The organism is Streptomyces sp. NPDC088817 (assembly GCF_044750345.1).
GTDB lineage: Bacteria > Actinomycetota > Actinomycetes > Streptomycetales > Streptomycetaceae > Streptomyces.
Window position 1 is genome coordinate 42,747 of the sequence record NZ_JBIVJN010000005.1, and the last position, 21,348, is coordinate 64,094.

Annotated in this window: 19 protein-coding genes and 1 pseudogene; 9 read left to right on the forward strand and 11 right to left on the reverse strand. The window is 72.4% G+C overall.

Annotation, left to right across the window (positions count from 1 at the left end):
• Window positions 1-40 precede the first annotated feature (40 nt).
• The 3 genes and pseudogenes from ACIP4X_RS10810 to ACIP4X_RS10820 all read right to left on the reverse strand — a co-directional run.
• Window positions 41-667 (reverse strand): annotated as a pseudogene (locus ACIP4X_RS10810) (AAA family ATPase); the annotation flags it as partial.
• Window positions 668-699: 32 nt separating this feature from the next.
• The gene (locus ACIP4X_RS10815) at window positions 700-1,371 is read right to left on the reverse strand and encodes a response regulator transcription factor (RefSeq protein WP_358733378.1); all 672 of its coding nucleotides are present in this window, start codon (window positions 1,369-1,371) and stop codon (window positions 700-702) included.
• A 104-nt stretch (window positions 1,372-1,475) separates the two neighbouring features.
• Window positions 1,476-2,681, reverse strand: a complete 1,206-nt coding sequence (locus tag ACIP4X_RS10820; protein WP_358733379.1) for a sensor histidine kinase — start codon at window positions 2,679-2,681, stop codon at window positions 1,476-1,478.
• A 254-nt stretch (window positions 2,682-2,935) separates the two neighbouring features.
• Between ACIP4X_RS10820 and ACIP4X_RS10825 the strand changes: the two genes are divergently transcribed.
• Window positions 2,936-3,916, forward strand: a complete 981-nt coding sequence (locus ACIP4X_RS10825; protein ID WP_401348109.1) for an SAM-dependent methyltransferase — start codon at window positions 2,936-2,938, stop codon at window positions 3,914-3,916.
• Here the strand turns inward: ACIP4X_RS10825 and ACIP4X_RS10830 are convergent.
• A complete protein-coding gene (locus tag ACIP4X_RS10830) occupies window positions 3,881-5,032 on the reverse strand; it encodes an NADH-quinone oxidoreductase subunit D (protein WP_401347814.1) in 1,152 nt (383 codons plus the stop codon). The genes ACIP4X_RS10825 and ACIP4X_RS10830 overlap by 36 nt on opposite strands.
• Window positions 5,033-5,063: 31 nt before the next feature.
• On the opposite strand from ACIP4X_RS10830, the gene ACIP4X_RS10835 reads away from it, so the two are divergent.
• Both ACIP4X_RS10835 and ACIP4X_RS10840 read left to right on the forward strand, forming a co-directional pair.
• Window positions 5,064-5,570 (forward strand): PH domain-containing protein, encoded by a 507-nt coding sequence (locus tag ACIP4X_RS10835; RefSeq protein WP_391458818.1) that lies wholly within the window; start codon window positions 5,064-5,066, stop codon window positions 5,568-5,570.
• Window positions 5,567-6,931: a PH domain-containing protein gene (locus tag ACIP4X_RS10840; protein WP_391458816.1), complete on the forward strand. Its 1,365-nt coding sequence runs from the start codon at window positions 5,567-5,569 to the stop codon at window positions 6,929-6,931. The genes ACIP4X_RS10835 and ACIP4X_RS10840 overlap by 4 nt, the downstream gene beginning before the upstream one ends.
• A 67-nt stretch (window positions 6,932-6,998) precedes the next feature.
• On the opposite strand, the gene ACIP4X_RS10845 is transcribed toward ACIP4X_RS10840, so the two are convergent.
• Both ACIP4X_RS10845 and ACIP4X_RS10850 read right to left on the reverse strand, forming a co-directional pair.
• The gene (locus ACIP4X_RS10845; RefSeq protein ID WP_401347818.1) at window positions 6,999-8,561 is read right to left on the reverse strand and encodes a hypothetical protein; all 1,563 of its coding nucleotides are present in this window, start codon (window positions 8,559-8,561) and stop codon (window positions 6,999-7,001) included.
• 124 nt (window positions 8,562-8,685) lie between these two features.
• The gene (locus tag ACIP4X_RS10850) at window positions 8,686-9,813 is read right to left on the reverse strand and encodes an alpha/beta hydrolase-fold protein (protein ID WP_358733387.1); all 1,128 of its coding nucleotides are present in this window, start codon (window positions 9,811-9,813) and stop codon (window positions 8,686-8,688) included.
• A 260-nt stretch (window positions 9,814-10,073) separates the two neighbouring features.
• Between ACIP4X_RS10850 and ACIP4X_RS10855 the strand changes: the two genes are divergently transcribed.
• From ACIP4X_RS10855 to ACIP4X_RS10880, 6 genes are all read left to right on the forward strand, one after another.
• On the forward strand, window positions 10,074-11,852 hold the full coding sequence (locus tag ACIP4X_RS10855) for a phosphatidylglycerol lysyltransferase domain-containing protein (protein WP_391458812.1): 1,779 nt from the start codon (window positions 10,074-10,076) through the stop codon (window positions 11,850-11,852).
• A gap of 101 nt (window positions 11,853-11,953) precedes the next feature.
• Entirely contained in the window at window positions 11,954-12,865 is a 912-nt protein-coding gene (gene folP, locus ACIP4X_RS10860) for a dihydropteroate synthase (protein WP_358733391.1), read from the forward strand.
• On the forward strand, window positions 12,862-13,365 hold the full coding sequence (locus tag ACIP4X_RS10865; protein ID WP_358733393.1) for a nuclear transport factor 2 family protein: 504 nt from the start codon (window positions 12,862-12,864) through the stop codon (window positions 13,363-13,365). The genes folP and ACIP4X_RS10865 overlap by 4 nt, the downstream gene beginning before the upstream one ends.
• A gap of 248 nt (window positions 13,366-13,613) precedes the next feature.
• Window positions 13,614-13,973 (forward strand): dihydroneopterin aldolase, encoded by a 360-nt coding sequence (gene folB / locus ACIP4X_RS10870; protein ID WP_358733395.1) that lies wholly within the window; start codon window positions 13,614-13,616, stop codon window positions 13,971-13,973.
• Window positions 13,970-14,581, forward strand: coding sequence for a 2-amino-4-hydroxy-6-hydroxymethyldihydropteridine diphosphokinase (gene folK, locus ACIP4X_RS10875; protein WP_391458809.1), 612 nt, complete (start codon window positions 13,970-13,972; stop codon window positions 14,579-14,581). Before folB ends, folK begins: the two co-directional genes overlap by 4 nt.
• A gap of 65 nt (window positions 14,582-14,646) precedes the next feature.
• Window positions 14,647-15,135 carry a DUF3180 family protein gene (locus ACIP4X_RS10880; protein WP_391458807.1) on the forward strand — a complete coding sequence of 163 codons (489 nt, stop codon included), beginning with the start codon at window positions 14,647-14,649 and terminating at the stop codon, window positions 15,133-15,135.
• Window positions 15,136-15,196: 61 nt separating this feature from the next.
• Here the strand turns inward: ACIP4X_RS10880 and folE are convergent, their stop codons facing one another.
• The 5 genes from folE to ACIP4X_RS10905 all read right to left on the reverse strand — a co-directional run bounded on the left by folE (window position 15,197) and on the right by ACIP4X_RS10905 (window position 21,318).
• Complete coding sequence (folE, locus tag ACIP4X_RS10885) at window positions 15,197-15,802, reverse strand: GTP cyclohydrolase I FolE (RefSeq protein ID WP_141359601.1); 606 nt, start codon at window positions 15,800-15,802, stop codon at window positions 15,197-15,199.
• Window positions 15,803-15,921: 119 nt separating this feature from the next.
• A complete protein-coding gene (ftsH, locus tag ACIP4X_RS10890; RefSeq protein WP_358733401.1) occupies window positions 15,922-17,961 on the reverse strand; it encodes an ATP-dependent zinc metalloprotease FtsH in 2,040 nt (679 codons plus the stop codon).
• A 184-nt stretch (window positions 17,962-18,145) separates the two neighbouring features.
• On the reverse strand, window positions 18,146-18,706 hold the full coding sequence (hpt, locus tag ACIP4X_RS10895) for a hypoxanthine phosphoribosyltransferase (protein WP_100568520.1): 561 nt from the start codon (window positions 18,704-18,706) through the stop codon (window positions 18,146-18,148).
• 76 nt (window positions 18,707-18,782) lie between these two features.
• Window positions 18,783-19,985 (reverse strand): tRNA lysidine(34) synthetase TilS, encoded by a 1,203-nt coding sequence (gene tilS, locus ACIP4X_RS10900; protein ID WP_358733403.1) that lies wholly within the window; start codon window positions 19,983-19,985, stop codon window positions 18,783-18,785.
• Between the two features lie 193 nt (window positions 19,986-20,178).
• The gene (locus tag ACIP4X_RS10905; protein WP_358733405.1) at window positions 20,179-21,318 is read right to left on the reverse strand and encodes a zinc-dependent metalloprotease; all 1,140 of its coding nucleotides are present in this window, start codon (window positions 21,316-21,318) and stop codon (window positions 20,179-20,181) included.
• Between the last annotated feature and the right edge of the window lie 30 nt (window positions 21,319-21,348).

Consider the following 21,348-nt stretch of genomic DNA (forward strand, 5'->3'; position numbering starts at 1 on the left):
AGCCGGGGCCGGAGTCGGTGTCCGGCGCGCGGCCCGGCCCGTCGAACCGGATGTGCCGGACGCCGACCTTCGCCTGCCGCAGCCGTGTCCGCAGCGGGCCCTCGGTGTTGGGCCGCAGCGTCAGGCCGGCCAGGACGGCGATCCGGTCCGCGGTCTTCGGCACGGTCGAGTGGTCGGTCCACAGATGCTCGGCGAACTCCGGTTCGCGCAGCCGCCCGAGGCAGTCGTCGAGCTGCCGCACGGCCCAGGTCTCCCTGCCGACGGCGGTCTTTCCGGCGACGTATCCGACGAGGTGCCCGAACCCGCGCTCCCGCAGCCGCCTCAGAACGGTCTCGCGTTCCGCCAGGAGCGCGAAGTGCCGTACGTCGTGGCCCAGTTCGCGCAGCCGCCCGACGGTCTCGGCGAACTGGCCCGCGTCGGTGACGGTCATGGGGGCGATCACGACGCCCTCGTGCCGGGTGAGCGCCAGGTCGAGGACCTCCACCACCCCCTGCCGCCAGGACGCCAAGTCCCTGAAGTCGCCCCGTAGTTCGGGCGGCAGCATGCGGCGCAGGCCGAATCCGGCATGCTCGGGGTCGCAGACGACGCTGCCGGGCAGACGGCGCTGTATCTCGTGTGCGGTCTGTGTTTTTCCGCCCCCGAAGGGGCCGTTGATCCACAGGAGCATGCGCAGACCCTACCGAGGACCGCCCACGGTGGTCAGCCGTGTCCGCCGGCCCGGACGAGCCCGGTCTCGTAGGCCAGGACCACCACCTGCACCCGGTCCCTCAGCCCCAGCTTGGTCAGGATGCGGCCCACATGGGTCTTCACCGTCGCCTCGGACAGCACCAGCCGGGCGGCGATCTCGCCGTTCGACAGGCCCTGCGCGACCAGGATCATGACCTCGCGCTCGCGCTCGGTGAGCCGCTGGAGCTCCTTGTGCTGGGGCTTCTTGCCGGCCGTGGGCAGCATCGGCGCGAACCGGTCGAGCAGCCGCCGGGTGGTGGAGGGCGCGACGACGGCGTCGCCGCTGTGCACGGAGCGGATCGCGGCGAGCAGATCGCCGGGCGGCACGTCCTTGAGCATGAACCCGGAGGCGCCCGCCTTCAGCCCGGAGAAGGCGTACTCGTCGAGGTCGAAGGTGGTCAGGATGAGCACCTTCGGCGGGTCGGGCTCGGAGCAGATGCGCCGGGTGGTCTCCACACCGTCCAGCTTCGGCATGCGCACGTCCATCAGGACCACGTCGACGGCGGTGGCGCGCAGCACCTGGAGGGCCTCGACACCGTCGCCCGCCTCCGCGACGACCTCCATGTCCGGCTGGGCGGCGAGCACCATCCGGAATCCGGTGCGCAGCAGCACCTGGTCGTCGACGAGCATCACGCGGATCGTCATCGGGTGGGTCCTCTTCCGTTGGTCATCGGCGGGTCGGGTCCGTTCGTCCTCGGTGGTTCGCGTCGTCCTCGGTGGTTCGCGGGGGCGCGGGGCGTGCGCCGGTGTCAGTGCACCGGTTTGAGCGGCAGCAGGGCGCTGATGCGGAAGCCGCCGCCGGGGCGCGGACCCGCGTCCAGGGTGCCGCCCACCATGCCGATGCGTTCGCGCATGCCGATCAGGCCGTGTCCGCGCCCGTCGGCGCCGCCCTCCTCGTACAGCTCGTGCGGAGCGCCCTTGCCGTCGTCCTCGACGAGCAGTCCGAGCCCGTCGTCGAAGTAGACCAGGCGCACGCTCGCGCCCGCGTTCGGCCCGCCGTGCTTGCGGGTGTTGGTGAGGGCCTCCTGCACGATGCGGTACGCGGTGAGCTCCACCCCGCTGGGCAGCGGGCGCGGGGTGCCCTCGATCCTGAAGTCGACGGGCAGCCCGGAACCCCGGCACTGCTCGACGAGGTCCTCGATCTGGCCGACGTCGGGCTGCGGCACGTACTCGCCGCCCTCCTGGTGCTCGCCGGTGCGCAGCACGCCCAGCAGGCGGCGCATCTCGGCGAGGGCCTGGCGGCCGGTGGAGGAGATCGTCTCCAGGGCCTTCCTGGCCTGGTCGGGCGTGGCGTCCAGGACGTAGGCGGCGCCGTCGGCCTGCACCACCATCACCGACACGTTGTGCGCGACCACGTCGTGCAGCTCGCGCGCTATCCGGGCGCGTTCCGCGGCGACCGCGACCTTGGCCTGCGCCTCGCGCTCCTTCTCCAGACGGGCGGCGCGCTCCTCCAGTTGCGCGAAGTAGGCGCGGCGGGTGCGCATCGAGTCGCCGAGCACCCAGGCGAGGGCGAACGGCACCGTCTGGAAGACGGCTATCGCGACGTTGCCCAGGGCGCTCGCGTCGTGCTGCGGCCACCGGATCTGCGCGAGGGTCGCCGCGCACAGCCCGCCGGCCAGGGCGAACCGGCTGGCCCAGCGGGCGCCGATCGCGGCGACCGTGTAGACGATCACCAGCATGGCGAAGTCGGCGGCCATCGCCTCGACGTCCAGGACCAGCTGCGCCGCACCCGCCGCGCCCGCCAGCAGAAGCATCTTCTCCGGCATCCGGCGACGCAGTGCGACGACCACACACAGCACGAAGGACAGGGCGAGGCCCGCGTGGACCGAACCGTGGTGGCCGGGCACCCCGTTGAGCTTCGACACGCTCACGCCGGAAAGCCCGAGGAGGATGAGGGCCCAGGAGCCGTCCACCCACATCGGGTGCCTGCGGATGAAGTCATAGAGGCGCTGCACGTAACCCAGAGTAGGGAAGCGGCACAGGTGCCGGGGTCAACCGGAGGGCCGATCCGCAAGGGGCCCTCGTACTCCCCAAGGTGGAGGCAGTGATCATTTGTGCGCCTCGCTCCACCGGGCGGACCTAACCTGTCGGGGTGACGGACGACCCGGAGGACAGCACCGAGCGCACTCCCGCGCGCACCACGGCGCGGAGCGCGGCGGACGGCCGGGCCGAGGAGTGGCGCGGCTGGCGGGCGGCGGCCGAGGAGGCCCTGTACGGGCCGGACGGCTTCTACCTGCGGCCCGAGGGTCCGGCCGGTCACTTCCGTACGTCCGTGCACGCCTCACCGCTGTTCGCGGCGGCCGTGGCGCGGCTGCTGTGCCGGGTCGACCGGGTGCTGGGCCGGCCGGCGGCGCTCGACTTCGTCGACATGGCGGCCGGGCGGGGCGAGCTGGCGGCGGGCGTGCTCGCCGCGCTGCCCGCGAGCGTGGCGGCACGCACGCGCGTGCACGCGGTCGAGATCGCCGCCCGGCCGGAGGGCCTGGACGACCGGATCGCCTGGTCGGAGCAGCCACCGCGGGAGATCACCGGGCTGCTGTTCGCCAACGAGTGGCTGGACAACGTGCCGGTGGAGGTCGTGGAGGTGGACTCCGCCGGCGTTCCCCGGCGGGTTCTCGTACGGCGGGACGGCACCGAACGGCTCGGGGAGCCGGTGTCCGGGGCGTGGGCGCGGTGGCTGGACCGGTGGTGGCCGCTGCCCGCCGAGCAGGGCCTGCGCGCGGAGGTCGGGCTGCCCCGCGACGCCGCCTGGGCCGCCGCGGTCTCGCGGGTCGAACGGGGCCTCGCGGTCGCCGTCGACTACGCGCACACGGCCGGGGCGCGACCGCCCTTCGGGACGCTCACGGGCTTCCGGGAGGGCCGGGAGACGGCGCCGGTGCCGGACGGATCCTGCGACATCACGGCGCACGTGGCCCTGGACGCGTGCGCCGCGTGCGCGCCTGAGGGCGCCCGGCTGCTGACACAGCGCGAGGCCCTGCGCGCCCTGGGAGTCACCGGCGCACGCCCCCCGCTCAGCCTCGCCTCCACGCGCCCCTCGGAGTACGTACGCGCCCTCGCGCGCGCCGGGGAGGCCGCCGAACTGACCGCGCCGGGCGGCCTCGGCGACTTCGGCTGGCTGGCGCACCCGTCCGGTCTCACGGAGGCGGACGCGGCGGCCCTATTTGTCGATGTCCCCGACCACGAAGAACATTGACCCCAGGATGGCCACCATGTCCGCCACCAGCGTGCCCGGCAGCAGCTCGGTGAGCGCCTGGATGTTGTTGTACGACGCCGAGCGCAGCTTCAGCCGGTACGGCGTCTTCTCACCCTTGCTGACCAGGTAGTAGCCGTTGATGCCGAGCGGGTTCTCGGTCCACGCGTACGTGTGCCCCTCGGGCGCCTTGAGGACCTTGGGCAGCCGCTGGTTGATCGGGCCGGGCGGCAGCTCGGCCATCCGGTCCAGGCAGGCGTCGGCGAGGTCCAGCGCGTTGTGGGTCTGCTCCAGCAGGCACTCGAAGCGGGCCAGGCAGTCGCCCTCCTGCCGGGTGACGACCTTCAGGGTGTCCCGCAGCTCCCCGTACGCCAGGTACGGCTCGTCGCGGCGCAGGTCGAAGTCGACGCCCGAGCCGCGCGCGATGGGACCGCTCACGCCGTAGGCGTGCACGGCCCGCGGCGTCAGGACGCCCACGCCCCGGGTGCGTCCCCGGAAGATCTCGTTGCCGAGCACCAGGTCGTCGAAGACGTCCATGCGCGAGCGCACGGCGGCCACCGCGGAACGCGCGCGCGTGGCCCAGCCGGCCGGCAGGTCCTCCTTGAGGCCGCCGACCCGGTTGAACATGTAGTGCATCCGGCCGCCGGAGACCTCCTCCATGACGTTCTGGAGGACCTCGCGCTCCCGGAACGCGTAGAAGACCGGGGTGATGCCGCCCAGCTCCAGCGGGTAGGAGCCGAGGAACATCAGGTGGTTGAGCACCCGGTTCAGCTCGGCGAGCAGGGTGCGCGTCCACACCGCGCGTGCGGGCACCTCCATGCCGAGCATCCGCTCCACGGCGAGGACCACGCCCAGCTCGTTCGAGAAGGCCGACAGCCAGTCGTGGCGGTTGGCCAGCATGATGATCTGGCGGTAGTCGCGTGCCTCGAACAGCTTCTCCGCGCCGCGGTGCATATAGCCGATCACCGGCTCCGCGCGCATGATGCGTTCGCCGTCCAGCACCAGCTTCAGCCGCAGCACACCGTGCGTGGACGGGTGCTGGGGCCCGATGTTCAGCACCATGTCGGTGCTCTCCGCGGCGCCGCCGATCCCGACCGTGGTCTCCGTCGTAGGAGTCATGGACACAGTCTCTCGTACGTACGCTTGCCCCATGGAAACGGGGAGCCGGGAGGACGAGCGGGCGGCGGCCGGGGACGAGCCGGCGTGGCGGGCGCTGCCGCGCGGCCTGCTGCGGATGCGCCGGCTGCTGCTGGTGGTGTGGCTGGGCCTGTTCGCCCTGGCCGCGGGGCTGCTGCCGGGCCTGCTGGCCGGTCCCGCCTGGTCGGCGTCCGCCCTGCTGCCGCTGGCGCTGATGGCGTGGGGCTGGGTGCTGCTCGGCCGCAACTGGCGCTCGTGGCGGTACGCCGAGCGCGCCGACGACCTGCTGATCAGCCGGGGCGTGCTGTGGCGCGAGGAGACCGTGGTGCCCTACGGGCGGATGCAGCTGGTCGAGGTCACCTCCGGGCCGGTGGAGCGGCACTTCGGGCTGGCCACCGTGCAACTGCACACGGCCGCCGCCGCGACCGACGCGACCATCCCCGGCCTCGACCCGGCCGAGGCGGAACGGCTGCGCGACCGGCTCACCGAACTCGGCGAGGCACGATCGGCGGGGCTGTGACGGCGGCGGGGGCCGACGAGGGCATATCCGAACAGGCCGTGAGCGACGCGGCCGTACCCGCCGGGCCACCCGTGACCGAGCGGCGGCTGCATCCCGTCACGCCCCTGCGACGGGCGTGGGCGCCGGTCGCCGTGCTCGCGGGCTGGGCCGTGCACGACCCCGACCAGGCGCAGCGGCACCTGACGCGGCTGACGACGACCGCGCTGGTGACCGGACTCGCGGTCGTCATACCCCTGGCCGCCCTCTACGGCTTCCTGTCCTGGTGGTTCACGCGCTTCGCGGTGACCGGCACCGAACTGCGCATCCGCACCGGGCTGTTCTTCCGCCGCACCGCGCACATCCGGCTCGAGCGGATCCAGGCCGTCGACGTCACCCGGCCGCTGCTGGGGCGGGTCGCGGGCGTGGCCAAGCTGAAACTCGATGTCGTCGGGACGGACAAGAAGGACGAACTCGCCTTCCTCGGTGAGGAGGAGGCCCGGGCGCTGCGCGCCGAACTGCTCGCGCGCGCGGCCGGGTTCGCGCCGGAGACGGCGCGCGAGGTCGGTGAGGCGCCCGCGCGGGAGCTGGTCCGCGTACCCGGGCGTCTGATCGCCGTCTCGCTGCTGCTGACCGGCGCGACCTGGGGGTCACTGGTCGCCGCTGCCGTCGTACCGCCGCTGCTGTGGCTGGCCACCCACAGCCTGTGGACGGTGCTCGCCACCGTCCTGCCGCTGCTCGGCAGCGCCGTGGCGAACAGCGCGGGGCGCTTCGCCGCCGAGTACGGCTGGGTGGTGGGCGAATCGCCCGACGGACTGCGGATCGACCGGGGCCTGCTGGACCGCACGCACGAGACGGTGCCGCCGGGGCGGGTGCAGACCGTGCGGATCGTGGAGCCGCTGCTGTGGCGGTGGCGCGGCTGGGTGCGGGTCGAGCTGGACGTCGCCGGGTCGTCGAACTCCGTGCTGCTGCCGGTCGCTCCGCGCAAGGTCGCCGAGTCGGTGATCGCCCGGGTCCTGCCGGGGGTGACGGTGCCTCAGGCCGCCGGCCTGCTCCGGCCGCCACGGCGCGCCCGGTGGTGCGTGCCGGTGTGGTGGCGCGGGCACGGGATCGCCGTCACCGACGCGGTGTTCGCCGCGCGGCACGGGCTGCTGCGGCGTCGGCTCGCGCTGGTGCCGCACGCGAAGGTGCAGAGCGTACGGCTGCGGCAGGGGCCCTGGCAGCGTGTGTGGGGCCTGGCCGGCGTGCACGTGGACAACGGGGCCGGCCGGACCGTGACGGCCCGGCTGCGGGACGAGCGGGAGGCGGACCGGCTGCTGCGGGCCCAGGCGGAGAGGTCGCGCACGGGCCGCCGGAGCGCGCGGCCGGACCGGTGGATGACCTGACCCGACCGGTGGGCGACCCGGGTGCGACGCCGGACAGGTACTGCCCGGCGTCGCGGGGGGACGGGCGTCAGGAGGCCGCGGTGCGCAGCCCCGGCAGGTTGATCTGTTCCGTCTCGTCGTGGGCCGTCAGGTCGATGACCTGATGCCCGGCGGCCGGCGCGTCGGCGTCGGCCGGCTTGTACTGGGACTCGGCCTCCCCCTTGTGCGGGGCGAGCGACTCCTGGCCCACCGCGTCGCCGAGGCCGTCGTTCCGTACGGTGTCCGACTCGGTGGCCGACGCGTCCGCCTTCGTGCCGAAGAAGTCGAAGCCGCCCTCGACCAGCGGGCGCCGCGCGGGCGCGGCCGGTACGACGGCCACCGCGGTCGGCACGGTGAAGTGCCCGGTCGGCAGCCGAGGCGCGGGCTTGGCCGGCTCGACCGCCTTGGTGGAGGGAGCCGGCACGGAGGGGGCGGGCCCAGCGGGGGCCGGTACGGAGGGTGCGGGTGCGGAGGGTGCGGAAGAGGTAGGTGCGGCCTGCTCGCCCGCGTCGGCCGTGGCCGTGGCTGCGACGGGCCGGTCGACCGGCTCGGCGGCCTCTGCCGCCCCGGTCGCCCCGGTCGCCCCGGTCGCCCCGGTGGAGTGACTCCGGTCGGCCGGCTCGGCCTGCTCGGCGGGCTCGACCACCTCGGTCGCCCCGGTCGCCTCCGCGGCATCCTCCCGGTCGGCGGGCCCGGTCTCCGTCCCCGCCTCGTCCGTGGCCGTCGCACGCTCGTGCGTCTCGTCTGCCTCGTCCGCCGCGGACTCGGGGGCGGCGTCGCCCTCCGCCGGTACGGACGCTTCCCGCACCGGGTCGGTCTCCGACGCCGTGTCGGCTTCCTCCGAGGTGCCCGTCCCGGCCGCCTCGTCCGTCCTCGCCGCCCGGGCGGCGTCCTTACCCAACCGCGACAGGGCGGCCTCGGCGCGCAGGTACAGCTCGGACCCCTCCGGGGAGAACGCGCCGGGCTCCGTGGCCCCCGGGCTCTTCTCGGCGGGCCCGGTCGCGGGAGCCGCGGACTCGTGCGTCTCCGCGCCCTCGACGTCCGCGGTCTCCACGGTGTCCACAACGTCCGCGGCTTCCGCGGCTTCCGCGGCTTCCACGGCGTCTGCGGCGTCCCCGGCGTCCGTCGGCGCGGCGGACAGCGCGGGCACCTCCGGGCCGGTCTCGATCTCCAGCAGGCGGCGGCCCTCCAGCGCGCTCGCGCGCCCGGTCTCCGCCGTGGCGTACCGCCGCAGCAGTGCCGCGTGCTCGTTGCGCAGCCCCGCGAGTTCCGTGCGCCGGGCGCGCAGCTTCTGCTCCAGGCGGCCGCGCAGTTCGCGCGACTCCTCGAGGTCGGTCTCGAGTTCGGCGATCCGTTCCTCGAATCGCCACTCGTCGCTCACACGCGCGCGCGTGAGGTCGGCTACCCGCCGTCCGGCCTGCGCGTCCCAGCGGCGCATGACGACCGCGCCGAGGACGGCGGTCACCGCGGCGGTCCCGGCGAGCAACCGCAGCACCGCCGCGTCCGTGAACGCCCAGGGGCCCAGGGCGCAGACGACGGAGACGCCGGCGATCGCCGAAGACGGCAACAGCCTGTGCAGGGGTGGGGAATGGCGGTGACGTCCACGTGACATGGCCAGAAACTTACCGCGCGTACCCGAATCATGTCGGGCCGCCCCGCAAAAAGACAGCCATAACGAAACCTTCATGTGTCGAAGGGAGTTCCGGCCGCGTTTTCCTTCACTTCGAAGATCATTTTCAGCGGTCGCCCAGCAGGCCGCTCATCCACTGCAACGTCGCCGGGATCTCGCGCCGCCAGGTGTTGAAGTTGTGGCCGCCGCTGTCGAGGATGATGGACGAGATCCGCGTCCTGTTCGTCGCCTTCACCGCGTTGATGAACCTGAGCGTCGACCTGTAGTTGCTCTCGCCGAGCCTGCTGCTGGTGACGAGCAGCGAAGTGTCGGGCGCCGGCAGGTGCTTGACACTCCACAGCAGATCGGCGCGGTTCCGCAGATTCCCGTCACCCTGGAAAAGATCGCCCGTGGTCGGATCGATGGGCGCCCTGTAGTACGGGGACAGACCCGCACCCGCGGCATACACCTCGGGATGGTGCAGGGCGAGTTTCAGCGCGCAGTAACCGCCCGTGGAATCGCCGACAATGCCCCAGCTGCCCGGCTTCCTTCCGACCCGGTAGTGCGCGAGAAGCGCGTCCGGCAGGTCCTTGGCGAAGAACGTCTCGGTCTGCGGGCCGCCCGGGACGTCCACGCACTCCGTGTCCCGCGGCGGCGCCACCGTGGGCCGCAGCATCACCAGGATCATCGGCTGCGCCCGGCCGGTCCTGGCCAGTTCCTGCGCGGTGTGCGGGTAGCGCAGCTTGCTGATCAGCGCCTGCGCGGTGCCCGGGTAGCCGGTGAGGACGACGGCCGCAGGGAAGGTACGGGTCCGGTACTGCGGCTGGAAGTACTCCGGCGGCAGATAGACGAAGGCGGGCGAGGCGATGTGCGTCGTACGGCCCACGATGCCGACCTGCTGGATCTGGCCGGAGACAGGGGGCCGGTCGCCGTCGCCCAGCCGCACCTGCTGGGTGCCGATCACCTGGAGGGGGCCTCCGGTGCGGCCGTGCGCGGAGTCGTCGACGACGACCCCCGGCGCGTTCTCCCGCCCGAACAGGTCCGCCCAGCTGGCGTAGAAGCCGAAGGCCTGGTTGGCGGCGAGTCCGACGCAGGCGAAGATCGCCACCTGGGTCGCCAGCAGCATGCCGACGCGTCCGGTCACCGCGCGCCAGGTACGGCGGGCCAGACGCGGCCAGAGCCACACCGTGCCAGCGAACAGCAGCACGGCGAGGAGAACCGCCAGTACCAGCACCTTGTTGCTCGTGAGACCCATGGGCTTCCTTGCCTGCGCTTCCCGCCCCCGGGCCCGCCGACGCTTCCTTGCGAGGGCTTGCCCCGGGCTTTCCCTGCCCTTTGACCCGACTTTCCGGCGGGGAGTGAACCTCTCTCCCCGAGACACCGTCCTAGAGGGCGCAATGTCGCCGGATGCCCGGATCGGCACCGGATTCAAGGTCTCTCGCAGAACTACGGGATGCGATGTCTGTCAGGATAGATGGGGAATTGTCGGACGGGGTTCCGGACCGATCCAGCAGGATGCGACGCATACTGCGCGGCCCGCGCCCCGAGGCCGTCCCCGCGCTGGTCGCCAGGGCCTGCGCGGTCGTCGGCCTCCTGGACATCGCCGCGGGTGTCTTCCCGCGCTTCCGGCACAGCCGTATGCACGCCATGGCCGAGGTGCTGCCGGGCTCGTTCGGGCCGTTCGCCGCGGCGCTCTCGCTCAGCGTGGGCGTGCTGCTGCTGTTGCTCGCGCACGGCCTGAGGCGGCGCAAGCGCCGGGCCTGGCGAGCGGCCGTGCTCCTGCTCCCGGCCGGCGCGGCCGCCGAGTTCGTCTACCGGCACTCCGTGGTCGGGGTGGTCATCTCGCTGGCGCTGCTCGCGCCGCTGCTGCTCCACCGCGGCGAGTTCGCCGCGCTGCCGGACCCGCGCAGCCGCTGGCGGGCGCTGGCCAACTTCGTCCTCATGAGCGCCGGCTCACTGGCCCTGGGCATGATCATCGTCAGCGTGCACACGCACCGCATGGTCGGCGACCCCAGCGTGGCGGACCGGCTGACCCATGTCGTCTACGGCCTCATCGGCTTCGAGGGCCCGGTGGACTACCAGGGCAACACCTCCTGGACCGTCGCCTTCTCCCTCGGCGCCCTCGGCTGGCTCACCGCCGTCACCACCGTCTACCTGGCCTTCCGTCCCGAGCACCCGGCGGCACGGCTGACCGAGGAGGACGAGAGCAGACTGCGCGAGCTGCTGGTCCGGCACGGCGGCCGCGACTCCCTCGGCCACTTCGCGCTGCGCCGCGACAAGGCCGTCGTGTTCTCCCCCAGCGGCAAGGCGGCGGTGACGTACCGCGTCGTCTCCGGCGTGATGCTCGCCAGCGGCGACCCGATCGGCGACGTCGAGGCCTGGCCGGGCGCCATCGAGCGCTTCATGGACGAGGCCAAGGCCCACTCCTGGACGCCCGCGGTGATGGGCTGCTCCGAGACCGGCGGCGAGGTGTGGACCCGGGAGACCGGCCTGGACGCCCTGGAACTGGGCGACGAGGCGGTGGTCGACGTCGCGGATTTCTCGCTCGCCGGACGCGCGATGCGCAACGTCCGCCAGATGGTCAAGCGCATCGAGCGAGCCGGCTACGAAACCCGGGTGCGGCGCATCCGTGACCTCGGCGGCACCGAGCTGGAGCGCGTCCGGCGGGCCGCCGAGGACTGGCGCGGCACCGACACCGAACGCGGCTTCTCCATGGCCCTCGGCCGGATCGGCGACCCTGCCGACGGCGACTGCCTCATCGCCACCGCCCACAAGCAGGACGCGGAACCGGGCGAGTACGGCGATCTGAAGGCGATCCTGCACTTCGTGCCCTGGGGCGAGGACGGCGTGTCCCTGGACCTGATGCGGCGCGACCGCTCGGCCGACCCCGGCATGAACGAACTGCTGATCGTGGCGGCGCTCCAGGCCGCCCCGAAGTTCGGCATCACCCGCATATCGCTGAACTTCGCGATGTTCCGCTCGGCGCTCGCGCGGGGCGAGAAGATCGGCGCCGGCCCGGTGCTGCGCGCCTGGCGCGGGCTGCTGGTCTTCCTCTCCCGCTGGTTCCAGATCGAGTCGCTGTACAAGTTCAACGCCAAGTTCCAGCCCCGCTGGGAGCCGCGGTTCGTCGTCTACCGCGCCTCATCCGACCTGCCCCGCATCGGCTTCGCCGCCATGCAGGCCGAGGGCTTCGTCGACCTCGCCCTGCCGCTGCCGCGCTTCCTGCGCCGCCGTTCCGCCGCCCAGAGCCCCTGCGCTCACTCGGTGGCGGAACCGGACGTCCGCGCGGCATGACCCCGGACCGGTCCGGGCGGAACCCCCGTCCCCTCCAGCACAAGGGGGTTCCGCCCGGGCCACGGCACGAAGGCCCAGGGGGCGGGGCCTACGCTGAACATATGAGCAACTTCAGCGGGCGCGGCCGCGTGGCGGGCCTTCCGGCGTGGGGCCGGTGCGCGGTCATGGGGGTCGTGAACGTGACCCCCGACTCCTTCTCCGACGGAGGCCGCTGGTTCGACACGACCACTGCCGTCAAGCACGGGCTGGACCTCGTCGCCCAGGGCGCCGACCTGGTCGACGTCGGCGGCGAGTCCACCCGGCCCGGCGCCAGCCGCGTCGACGAGGCCGAGGAACTGCGGCGTGTCATCCCCGTGGTGCGCGGCCTCGCCGCCGAGGGCGTCACGATCTCCGTCGACACCATGCGCGCCCGCGTCGCCGAGCAGGCGCTCGCGGCGGGCGCCGCCCTCGTCAACGACGTCAGCGGGGGCCTCGCGGATCCCGCGATGATCCCTGTCGTCGCGGACGCGGGCGCGCCCTTCGTCGTGATGCACTGGCGCGGTTTCCTGGAGGGCGGCAACGTCCGCGGCGTGTACGAGGACGTCGTCACCGAGGTCGTCGACGAGCTCCACGCGCGCGTGGAGGCCGTCCTGGAGGGCGGGATCGCCGCCGACCGCGTCATCGTCGACCCCGGCCTCGGCTTCTCCAAGGACACCGGGCACGACCTCGCGCTCCTGGCCCGCCTCGACCGCCTGCGCGGACTCGGCCACCCCGTGCTGGTCGCCGCCTCGCGCAAGCGCTTCCTCGGACAGGTGCTCGCCGGTCCTGAGGGCGCGCCCCCGCCCGCGCGCGAGCGCGACGCCGCCACCGCCGCCGTCTCCGCCCTCGCCGCGCACGCCGGCGCCTGGGCCGTACGCGTCCACGAGGTCCGCGCCACGGCGGACGCGGTATGCGTCGCCCGCGCCGTGGAGGAGGCACGCACCCCCGCGGACGCGCCGGAGGACGGAGCGCACACCGCCGAAGGAGACCGGTGAGCGCGCCCCACACCGATGTCGAACAGGTGGAGGCCGCCAACACCGCCTACTACGAGGCCCTGGAGCGGGGTGATTTCGAGGAGTTGTCCGCGCTCTGGCTCACCCCCTCCGACCTGGGCGTCGACGAGGAGTACCACGACCCGGCCGACACCGGGGTGGTCTCCTGCGTGCACCCGGGCTGGCCGGTGCTCACCGGACGCGGCGAGGTGCTGCGCTCCTACGCGCTGATCATGGCGAACACCGACTACATCCAGTTCTTCCTGACCGACGTGCACGTCTCGGTGACCGGCGACACCGCCCTGGTGAACTGCACGGAGAACATCCTCAGCGGCGGCCCCGCACCGGCGGCCGGCGACGAGCTCGGCCCGCTGGTGGGACAGCTCGTCGTCGCCACCAACGTCTTCCGGCGCACCGGCCTCGGCTGGAAACTCTGGTCCCATCACGCCTCCCCGGTTCTGGCCGAAAACGACGGTGCCGAGGACGACGACACACCCGCCTGAGTGGGTAGGCGCCTGGGCAGGAACGCGGAGTGGCCGGAATCACGGACCTCGGGAAAAGGGCCGCCCACCGGTCCGTGAGCAACCGGGTCCTCCAGGGGAAACACACGGTGAAACCTGGCGGACCCGGCTCACCCCGCCTCCCCGCGGCCCGGCTCCGTCAGTGCCCGCGGGTAGATTCGTGCCAGACCGGTGTGCCGCCCGTACGCGGCAGGGACCGGTCGCCGCCGACGATTGCAGGAGTGATTCGCGTGGATCGTGTCGCGCTGCGCGGCCTGAGGGCCCGCGGGCACCACGGTGTGTTCCCCAAGGAACGCGAGGAGGGCCAGACCTTCCTCGTGGACATCGTCCTGGGAGTCGACACCCGGCCGGCCGCGGCCGACGACGACCTGGCGAAGACCGTGCACTACGGCATCGTGGCCGAGGAGGTCGTGGCCGTGGTGGAGGGCGAGCCCGTGAACCTCATCGAGACGCTCGCCGAGCGCATCGCCCAGGTCTGTCTGAAGCACGACGGGGTCATGGAGGTCGAGGTCTGCGTCCACAAGCCGGACGCCCCGATCACCGTGCCCTTCGACGACGTGACCGTCACCATCACCCGGAGCCGAGTATGAACGCGCCTTTCACCAAAGGGCCCACCGACCCGACCGTCCAGCCGGTGCCCGCCTCGGTCGTCGAGAAGGTCGACGCCGCCGACACCACGCTGCAGAACCCGAAGCGGGCCGTGATCTCGATCGGCTCCAACCTCGGCAACCGCCTGGAGACCCTCCAGGGTGCCGTCGACGCCCTGGAGGACACCCCCGGCGTCCGCGTCAAGGCCGTCTCCCCGGTCTACGAGACGGAGCCGTGGGGCGTCGAGCCCGGCTCCCAGCCGTCGTACTTCAACGCGGTGGTGGTCCTGAAGACCACGCTGCCGCCGTCCTCCCTGCTGGAGCGCGCCCACGCCGTCGAGGAGGCCTTCAGCCGGGTCCGCGACGAGCGCTGGGGTCCGCGCACCCTGGACGTCGACATCGTCGCCTACGCGGAACGCGTCTCCGACGACCCGGTTCTCACGCTCCCTCACCCCCGGGCGCACGAGCGCGCCTTTGTCCTCGCCCCGTGGTACGACGTGGACCCGGACGCGCAGCTCCCGGGCCGGGGCACGGTGGCCGATCTGCTGACCGCGCTCACCCGCGAGGGCGTCGAGCCGCGGGCGGACCTGGAACTCCGGCTGCCCGAGTAGTCGTTAAGGTCAGGGCGACGCAAGGTCTGCGACCGGCACCGGTCCGGGGGAGCTGAAGGGACACCGTGAGAGAGCTGCGTATCAGGCTGCTGGCAGGCGTGTTCGTCGTCGCCGGAGTGCTGTCCTGGGCGGGTGCCCGGCTGTGGACCGCGGTGGGAACGCTCCCCGGCGTCCCGCTGGCCGCCCCCATCGTCCTCGCCCTGATCGCCGCCGTCCTCCTGGCCACGGCGCTCTCCCTGCGGGCCCGGCTGAAGGCGCAGCGCGAGCGCCGGCCCGGCGCCAAGGGGGTCGACCCCATGATGGCCGCCCGCGCGGTCGTCTTCGGCCAGGCCAGCGCCCTGGTCGCCGCCCTCGTCGCCGGCGTGTACGGCGGCACGTGCGTCGCCCTGCTGGAACTCCTCGACATCCCCGCCCGCCGCGACCAGGCCTTCTACGCCGGTTTCTCGGTCCTCGCCGGGATCGCGGTGATAGCGGCCGCCCTGTTCCTCGAACGGGTCTGCAAGCTCCCGGAGGACGACGACCAGAACCCGCCGGGGGCGCAGCCGACGGCGTGAGCCCCTGCGGGCGGCGCAGAGGGTCGCCCGCGCGGCCCGGCGTGGCGGGGCGCCGTGCGCGTCAGCGCGCCATGATGAGGCTCATCGCCTCGTTCCGCGTCGCCGCGTCCCGCAGCTGGCCGCGCACCGCCGAGGTGATGGTCTTCGCGCCGGGCTTGCGGATGCCCCGCATCGACATGCACATGTGCTCGCACTCCACCACGACGATCACACCGCGCGGCTCCAGGATCTCCATCAGCGAGTCCGCGATCTGGGTGGTGAGCCGCTCCTGCACCTGCGGGCGGCGGGCGTAGACGTCCACGAGCCGGGCCAGCTTCGAAAGGCCCGTGATCTTCCCGCTGGTGGACGGGATGTAGCCGACGTGCGCGACGCCGCGGAACGGCACGAGGTGGTGCTCGCAGGTCGAGAACACCTCGATGTCCTTGACCAGCACCATCTCGTCGTGGCCCAGGTCGAACGTCGTCGTCAGCACGTCCTCGGGCTGCTGCCACAGTCCCGCGAATATCTCCTTGTACGCCCGGGCCACCCGTCCCGGTGTCTCCCGCAGGCCTTCACGGTCCGGGTCCTCGCCGACCGCGATGAGGAGTTCGCGCACGGCGTTCTCGGCGCGCTTCTCGTCGAACTCACCGAGGAAGCCCTCGCCGTCCAGCGTCACGGGGTCGGTCATGTGAAGCCTCGTTCCTGTCTGTCTGATCTGCGGACATGCGAAATGCCGCGTCCCCCAGGCTAGAACCTGGGGGACGCGGCATGCATTCCGGGGCCGGTGGACCCCGCGCGGGCCTCCGGTCAGTTGTCCGGACGGTCCTCCGGCACCTGCTCCGTGGCCGGGGCGGGCTCCGTCGCCTGGGACTTGACGGTGCTGATCGCCGCCGTCGAACCGTTGGCCCCGTTCGTCAGCGCGAGCTCCTTCGGCGAGAGCACCGGCGGACGGGTGGACGGGGTCCGGCGGGAGGAGCCGGTCCAGGCGGGCCGCGGCGGCCGCTTGACGATCGGCGCGAAGATCTCGGCGATCTCCTCCTTGCCCAGGGTCTCCTTCTCCAGGAGGGCCAGGACCAGGTTGTCGAGCACGTCGCGGTTCTCGACCAGGATCTCCCAGGCCTCGTTGTGCGCGGTCTCGATGAGCTTCTTGACTTCCTCGTCCACCAGCGCGGCGACCTCTTCCGAGTAGTCGCGCTGGTGAGCCATCTCACGGCCGAGGAACGGCTCGGTGTTGTCGCCGCCGAACTTGATCGCGCCCAGCCGCTCGGTCATGCCGTACTGGGTGACCATCGCGCGGGCCGTGGTGGTGGCCTTCTCGATGTCGTTCGCCGCGCCCGTGGTCGGGTCGTGGAAGACCAGCTCCTCGGCCGCGCGGCCGCCCAGCATGTACGCGAGCTGGTCCAGCATCTCGTTGCGGGTCGTGGAGTACTTGTCCTCGTCGGGCAGGACCATCGTGTAGCCGAGGGCCCGGCCGCGGGACAGGATCGTGATCTTGTGGACCGGGTCGGAGTTCGGCGAGGCCGCCGCGACCAGGGCGTGACCGCCCTCGTGGTACGCGGTGATCTTCTTCTCCTTGTCCGACATGATCCGGGTCCGCTTCTGCGGTCCCGCGACCACGCGGTCGATCGCCTCGTCCAGCATGTGGTTGTCGATCAGCTTCTTGTCACTGCGGGCCGTGAGCAGCGCGGCCTCGTTCAGGACGTTGGACAGATCGGCACCCGTGAAGCCGGGGGTGCGGCGGGCGACGGCGGACAGGTCGACGTCGGGCGCGACCGGCTTGCCCTTCTGGTGGACCTTGAGGATCTCCAGACGGCCCTGCATGTCGGGGCGGTCCACGGCGATCTGGCGGTCGAAGCGGCCCGGACGCAGCAGCGCCGGGTCGAGGATGTCGGGCCGGTTGGTGGCCGCGATCAGGATCACGCCGCCCTTGACGTCGAAGCCGTCCATCTCGACCAGCAGCTGGTTCAGCGTCTGCTCGCGCTCGTCGTGACCGCCGCCGAGGCCGGCGCCGCGGTGGCGGCCGACCGCGTCGATCTCGTCGACGAAGACGATCGCCGGGGCGTTCGCCTTGGCCTGCTCGAACAGGTCGCGGACGCGGGAGGCGCCGACGCCGACGAACATCTCGACGAAGTCGGAACCGGAGATCGAGTAGAACGGCACGCCGGCCTCGCCCGCGACGGCGCGCGCCAGCAGGGTCTTGCCGGTGCCGGGCGGGCCGTAGAGCAGCACACCCTTGGGGATCTTCGCCCCGACGGCCTGGAACTTGGCCGGTTCCTGGAGGAACTCCTTGATCTCGTGGAGCTCCTCGACGGCCTCGTCCGCGCCCGCGACGTCCGCGAACGTCGTCTTCGGGGTGTCCTTGGTGATGAGCTTGGCCTTCGACTTGCCGAAGTTCATCACCCGGGAGCCGCCGCCCTGCATCTGATTCATCAGGAACAGGAAGACGACCACGATGAGGACGAAGGGGAGCAGCGTGAGCAGGATGCCGACGAAGGGGCTCTGCTTCGACGGCGAGACCGTGTAGCCCTTCGGGATCTGCTTGTCCTGGTACTTGGTCTGCAGGGTGTTGGCGATGGTCACGCCCTGGTCGCCGATGTAGCTCGCCTGGATCTTCGAGCTGCCGTCGACCTTCAGGCCGTCCTTGAGCTCGACCTTGATGGTCTGCTCGTCGCCCGTGACCAGCTTGGCCTGCTGGACCCTGTTGTCATTGATCGCCGCAACGACCTTGCCCGTGTCAACCGTCTTGTAGCCGCCGGACTGACCGACGACATTCATCAACACGACCACGGCAAGGACGGCCAGCACGATCCACATGACCGGCCCACGGAAGTATCGCTTCACGTCCATCCATACGGAGCGGTGCCGCCCCGTCCCTCCTGCCACAGTGAGTTTGATAAGACAGTTCTTCTGACGGTACCCCAGCATCGAGGCTCGAAGCCGCACGGTAGGGCCGACGTACCCGTCTGCTTGCTCCAACGGCTCCGGCGCCGCCGGGGTTCCCGATCACGTTCCGCGCTTGAGCCCTTCGGGGTCAGCCGCCGTAGACGTGGGGTGCGAGCGTACCGACGAACGGCAGGTTCCGGTACTTCTCGGCGTAGTCCAGGCCATAGCCGACGACGAACTCGTTGGGAATGTCGAAACCGACCCACTCCACGTCGATGGCGACCTTCGCGGCCTCGGGCTTGCGCAGCAGCGTGCACACCTTCAGGGAGGCGGGCTCGCGCGAGCCGAGGTTGGAGATCAGCCAGGAGAGGGTCAGGCCGGAGTCGATGATGTCCTCGACGATCAGGACGTGCCGGCCCTTGATGTCGGTGTCGAGGTCCTTGAGGATCCGCACCACGCCGGAGGACTGGGTGCCCGCGCCGTACGAGGACACGGCCATCCAGTCCATGGTGAGGGGGGTGGACAGCGCCCGGGCGAGGTCCGCCATGACCATCACCGCGCCCTTGAGGACGCCGACGATCAGCAGGTCCTTGCCCGCGTACTCCGCGTCGATCTTCGCGGCCAGCTCGGCCAGCTTCGCGTCGATCTCTTCCTTGGTGATGAGCACCTTCTCGAGGTCGGCACCCATGTCTTTCGCGTCCACCCGCATCACTTTCGGTCGTCTCACCGGCCTCGACGGCCCTCCTCCGGACTCCGCGTCAGCGGGCCGGCGGGAGGGTCCCGGTTCAGCCTTGCCGAATCACCAGTCTGCCACCCTGCCGCTGGGCGACCACCCTGCCGGGCAGGTTGATGGCCTTCTGGCCGCGCCAGCCGGTGATCAGCCGGTCGACCTCCTCGATGTGCCGGGCGAACAGCGACCCGGCCGGAGCGCCGGCGTCGATGGCGGCCCGGCGCAGGATGCGGCGGCGTACGGCGGGCGGCAGGGCGTACAGCTTGGCGCACTCCAGACGGCCCGCGTCGTCGCGGACGGTGGCCTCGGCCTGGCCGGCCCAGGCGTCGAGGGCGTCGGCGTCGTCGCGGGAGAGCTGGGCGGTGCGCGCGAGTGCCTCCACGACGCCCTTGCCGAGGGCCTTCTCCAGGGCCGGGAGGCCCTCGTGGCGCAGCCGGGAGCGGGTGTAGGCCGGGTCGGTGTTGTGCGGGTCGTCCCAGACGGGCAGGGACTGGACCATGCAGGCCTTGCGGGCGGTCTGCCGGTCGATGTGCAGGAAGGGGCGCCGGTAACGGCCGCCGGCCCCCGAGACCGCGGCCATTCCCGACAGGGAGCGGATGCCGGAGCCGCGGGCGAGGCCGAGGAGCACCGTCTCGGCCTGGTCGTCGCGGGTGTGGCCGAGCAGGACGGCGTGGGCGCCGTGGCGCTCCACCGCGGCGTCGAGGGCGGCGTAGCGGGCGTCGCGGGCGGCGGCCTCCGGACCGCCGTCCCGGCCGACGGTGACGGCGACGGCCTCGACCGGGTCGAGGCCGAGGGCGCGCAGCCGCTGGGCGACCTCGTCGGCGCGTACCCCGGAGCCCGCCTGCAGACCGTGGTCGACGGTGACACCGCCGGCCCGGACGCCGAGCCTGGGGGCCTCGAAGGCGAGGGCGGAGGCGAGCGCCATGGAATCGGCGCCGCCGGAGCAGGCCACGAGCACGAGCGGTGACGGCGGACGCTCGGGCGGGGCCGGTGTGTCCGGTGTGTCCGGGGCGGCATGCGCCGCCGGTGCGGCGTGGGCGGCCGGCGAGCCGTAGGAGGCCTGCGCGGATGCCGCCCGGACGCGGCCCGGCTTCGACGCGCCGAGCGGCGGCTGTCCGGGGAGCTGCGCGGCCAGGGGGCCCGGCCGGGCGTGCGCGGCCGGTTGCGCAGGGTGGGGCGAGAGCTGTTCGTCGAGGATGTCGTGGAGGACGCGGCGTACCGCCAGGCGTATCGCCGCGACCGCAGGATGGGGACCCATGTCCGGTTCCCTTCACGGAGTCTTCGGGGGGTGAGCCCGATATCGGTCACTCAGAGTGCGTCGATGGTGACAGAAACAGGCCGTTCCCCGAGCATTGCACGCCTACGCATGGCTCACGGTCCCTCGGACGAGTGATTGAAGCGGCGTTCGTCTGCCGTAGGCCGGATTCCTCTTCCGGGCGTCGCACACATGGTCACGGTTCGGCCCTGCGGTGCACGCGGGCGATCCAGTCCTCCGGCTTGGAGATCTCCCCCTTGGTGGGGAGGGTGTTGGGCGAGGTCCACACCCGGTTGAAGCCGTCCATGCCGACCTGCTCGACGACCGCGCGCACGAAGCGCTCGCCGTCGCGGTACTGGCGCAGCTTGGCGTCCAGGCCGAGCAGCTTGCGCAGGGCCATGTCCAGGCGGGAGGCGCCCTTGGCACGGCGCTGCTGGAACTTCTCGCGGATCTCCGCCACGGTCGGTACGACGTCCGGGCCGACGCCGTCCATCACGAAGTCGGCGTGGCCCTCCAGGAGGGACATCACGGCGGTGAGGCGGCCGAGGATCTCGCGCTGGGCCGGGGACTGGACCATCTCGACCAGGGAGTGGCCGCCGTCGTCCTCCTCGCCCTCGGGACGGCCGCCCGCCAGGGACTGGGCGGCCTCGCGGATGCGCTCCAGGAGCGCCATGGGGTCGACGTCCGTCTCCGCCAGGAAGGACTGGATCTCGCCCTCGAGGTGGTCGCGCAGCCAGGGCACGGCGGTGAACTGCGTGCGGTGCGTCTCCTCGTGCAGGCACACCCACAGCCGGAAGTCGTGGGGCTCGACGTCGAGTTCGCGCTCGACGTGGACGATGTTGGGGGCGACGAGCAGCAGCCGGCCGCCGCCGGCCGAGCCGTCACCGGCGGGCAGGTCGCGGGCGGCGGGGGCGAAGGTCTCGTACTGGCCGAGAACGCGGGAGGCGAGGAAGGACAGCAGCATCCCGAGTTCCACGCCGGTGACCTTGCCGCCGACGGCGCCGAGGACCGCGCCGCCCGGGGTGCCGCCGCGCCGCTCCTGCATCTTGTCCAGGAGCGGTTTGAGGATCTCCCGGAACCCGGCGACGTTCGCCCGGATCCAGCCGGGGCGGTCGACCACCAGCACGGGGGTGTCGTCCGTCCCGCGCGTGCCCAGGCGGGTGAAGCCGCGCACGTGCCCCTCGGACGCCTTGGCGTGCCGGCGCAGTTCCGCGACGACGGCCCGCGCCTCGTCCCGGCTCACCTCGGGCCCCGGCCGCACCAGCCGGGTCGCGGTCGCGACCGCGAGATTCCAGTCGACCATCCCGGAACTTGCCGCACCACCGATGCTCGTCATGCGTCAACGGTACGTGAGCCCTGCCACTCG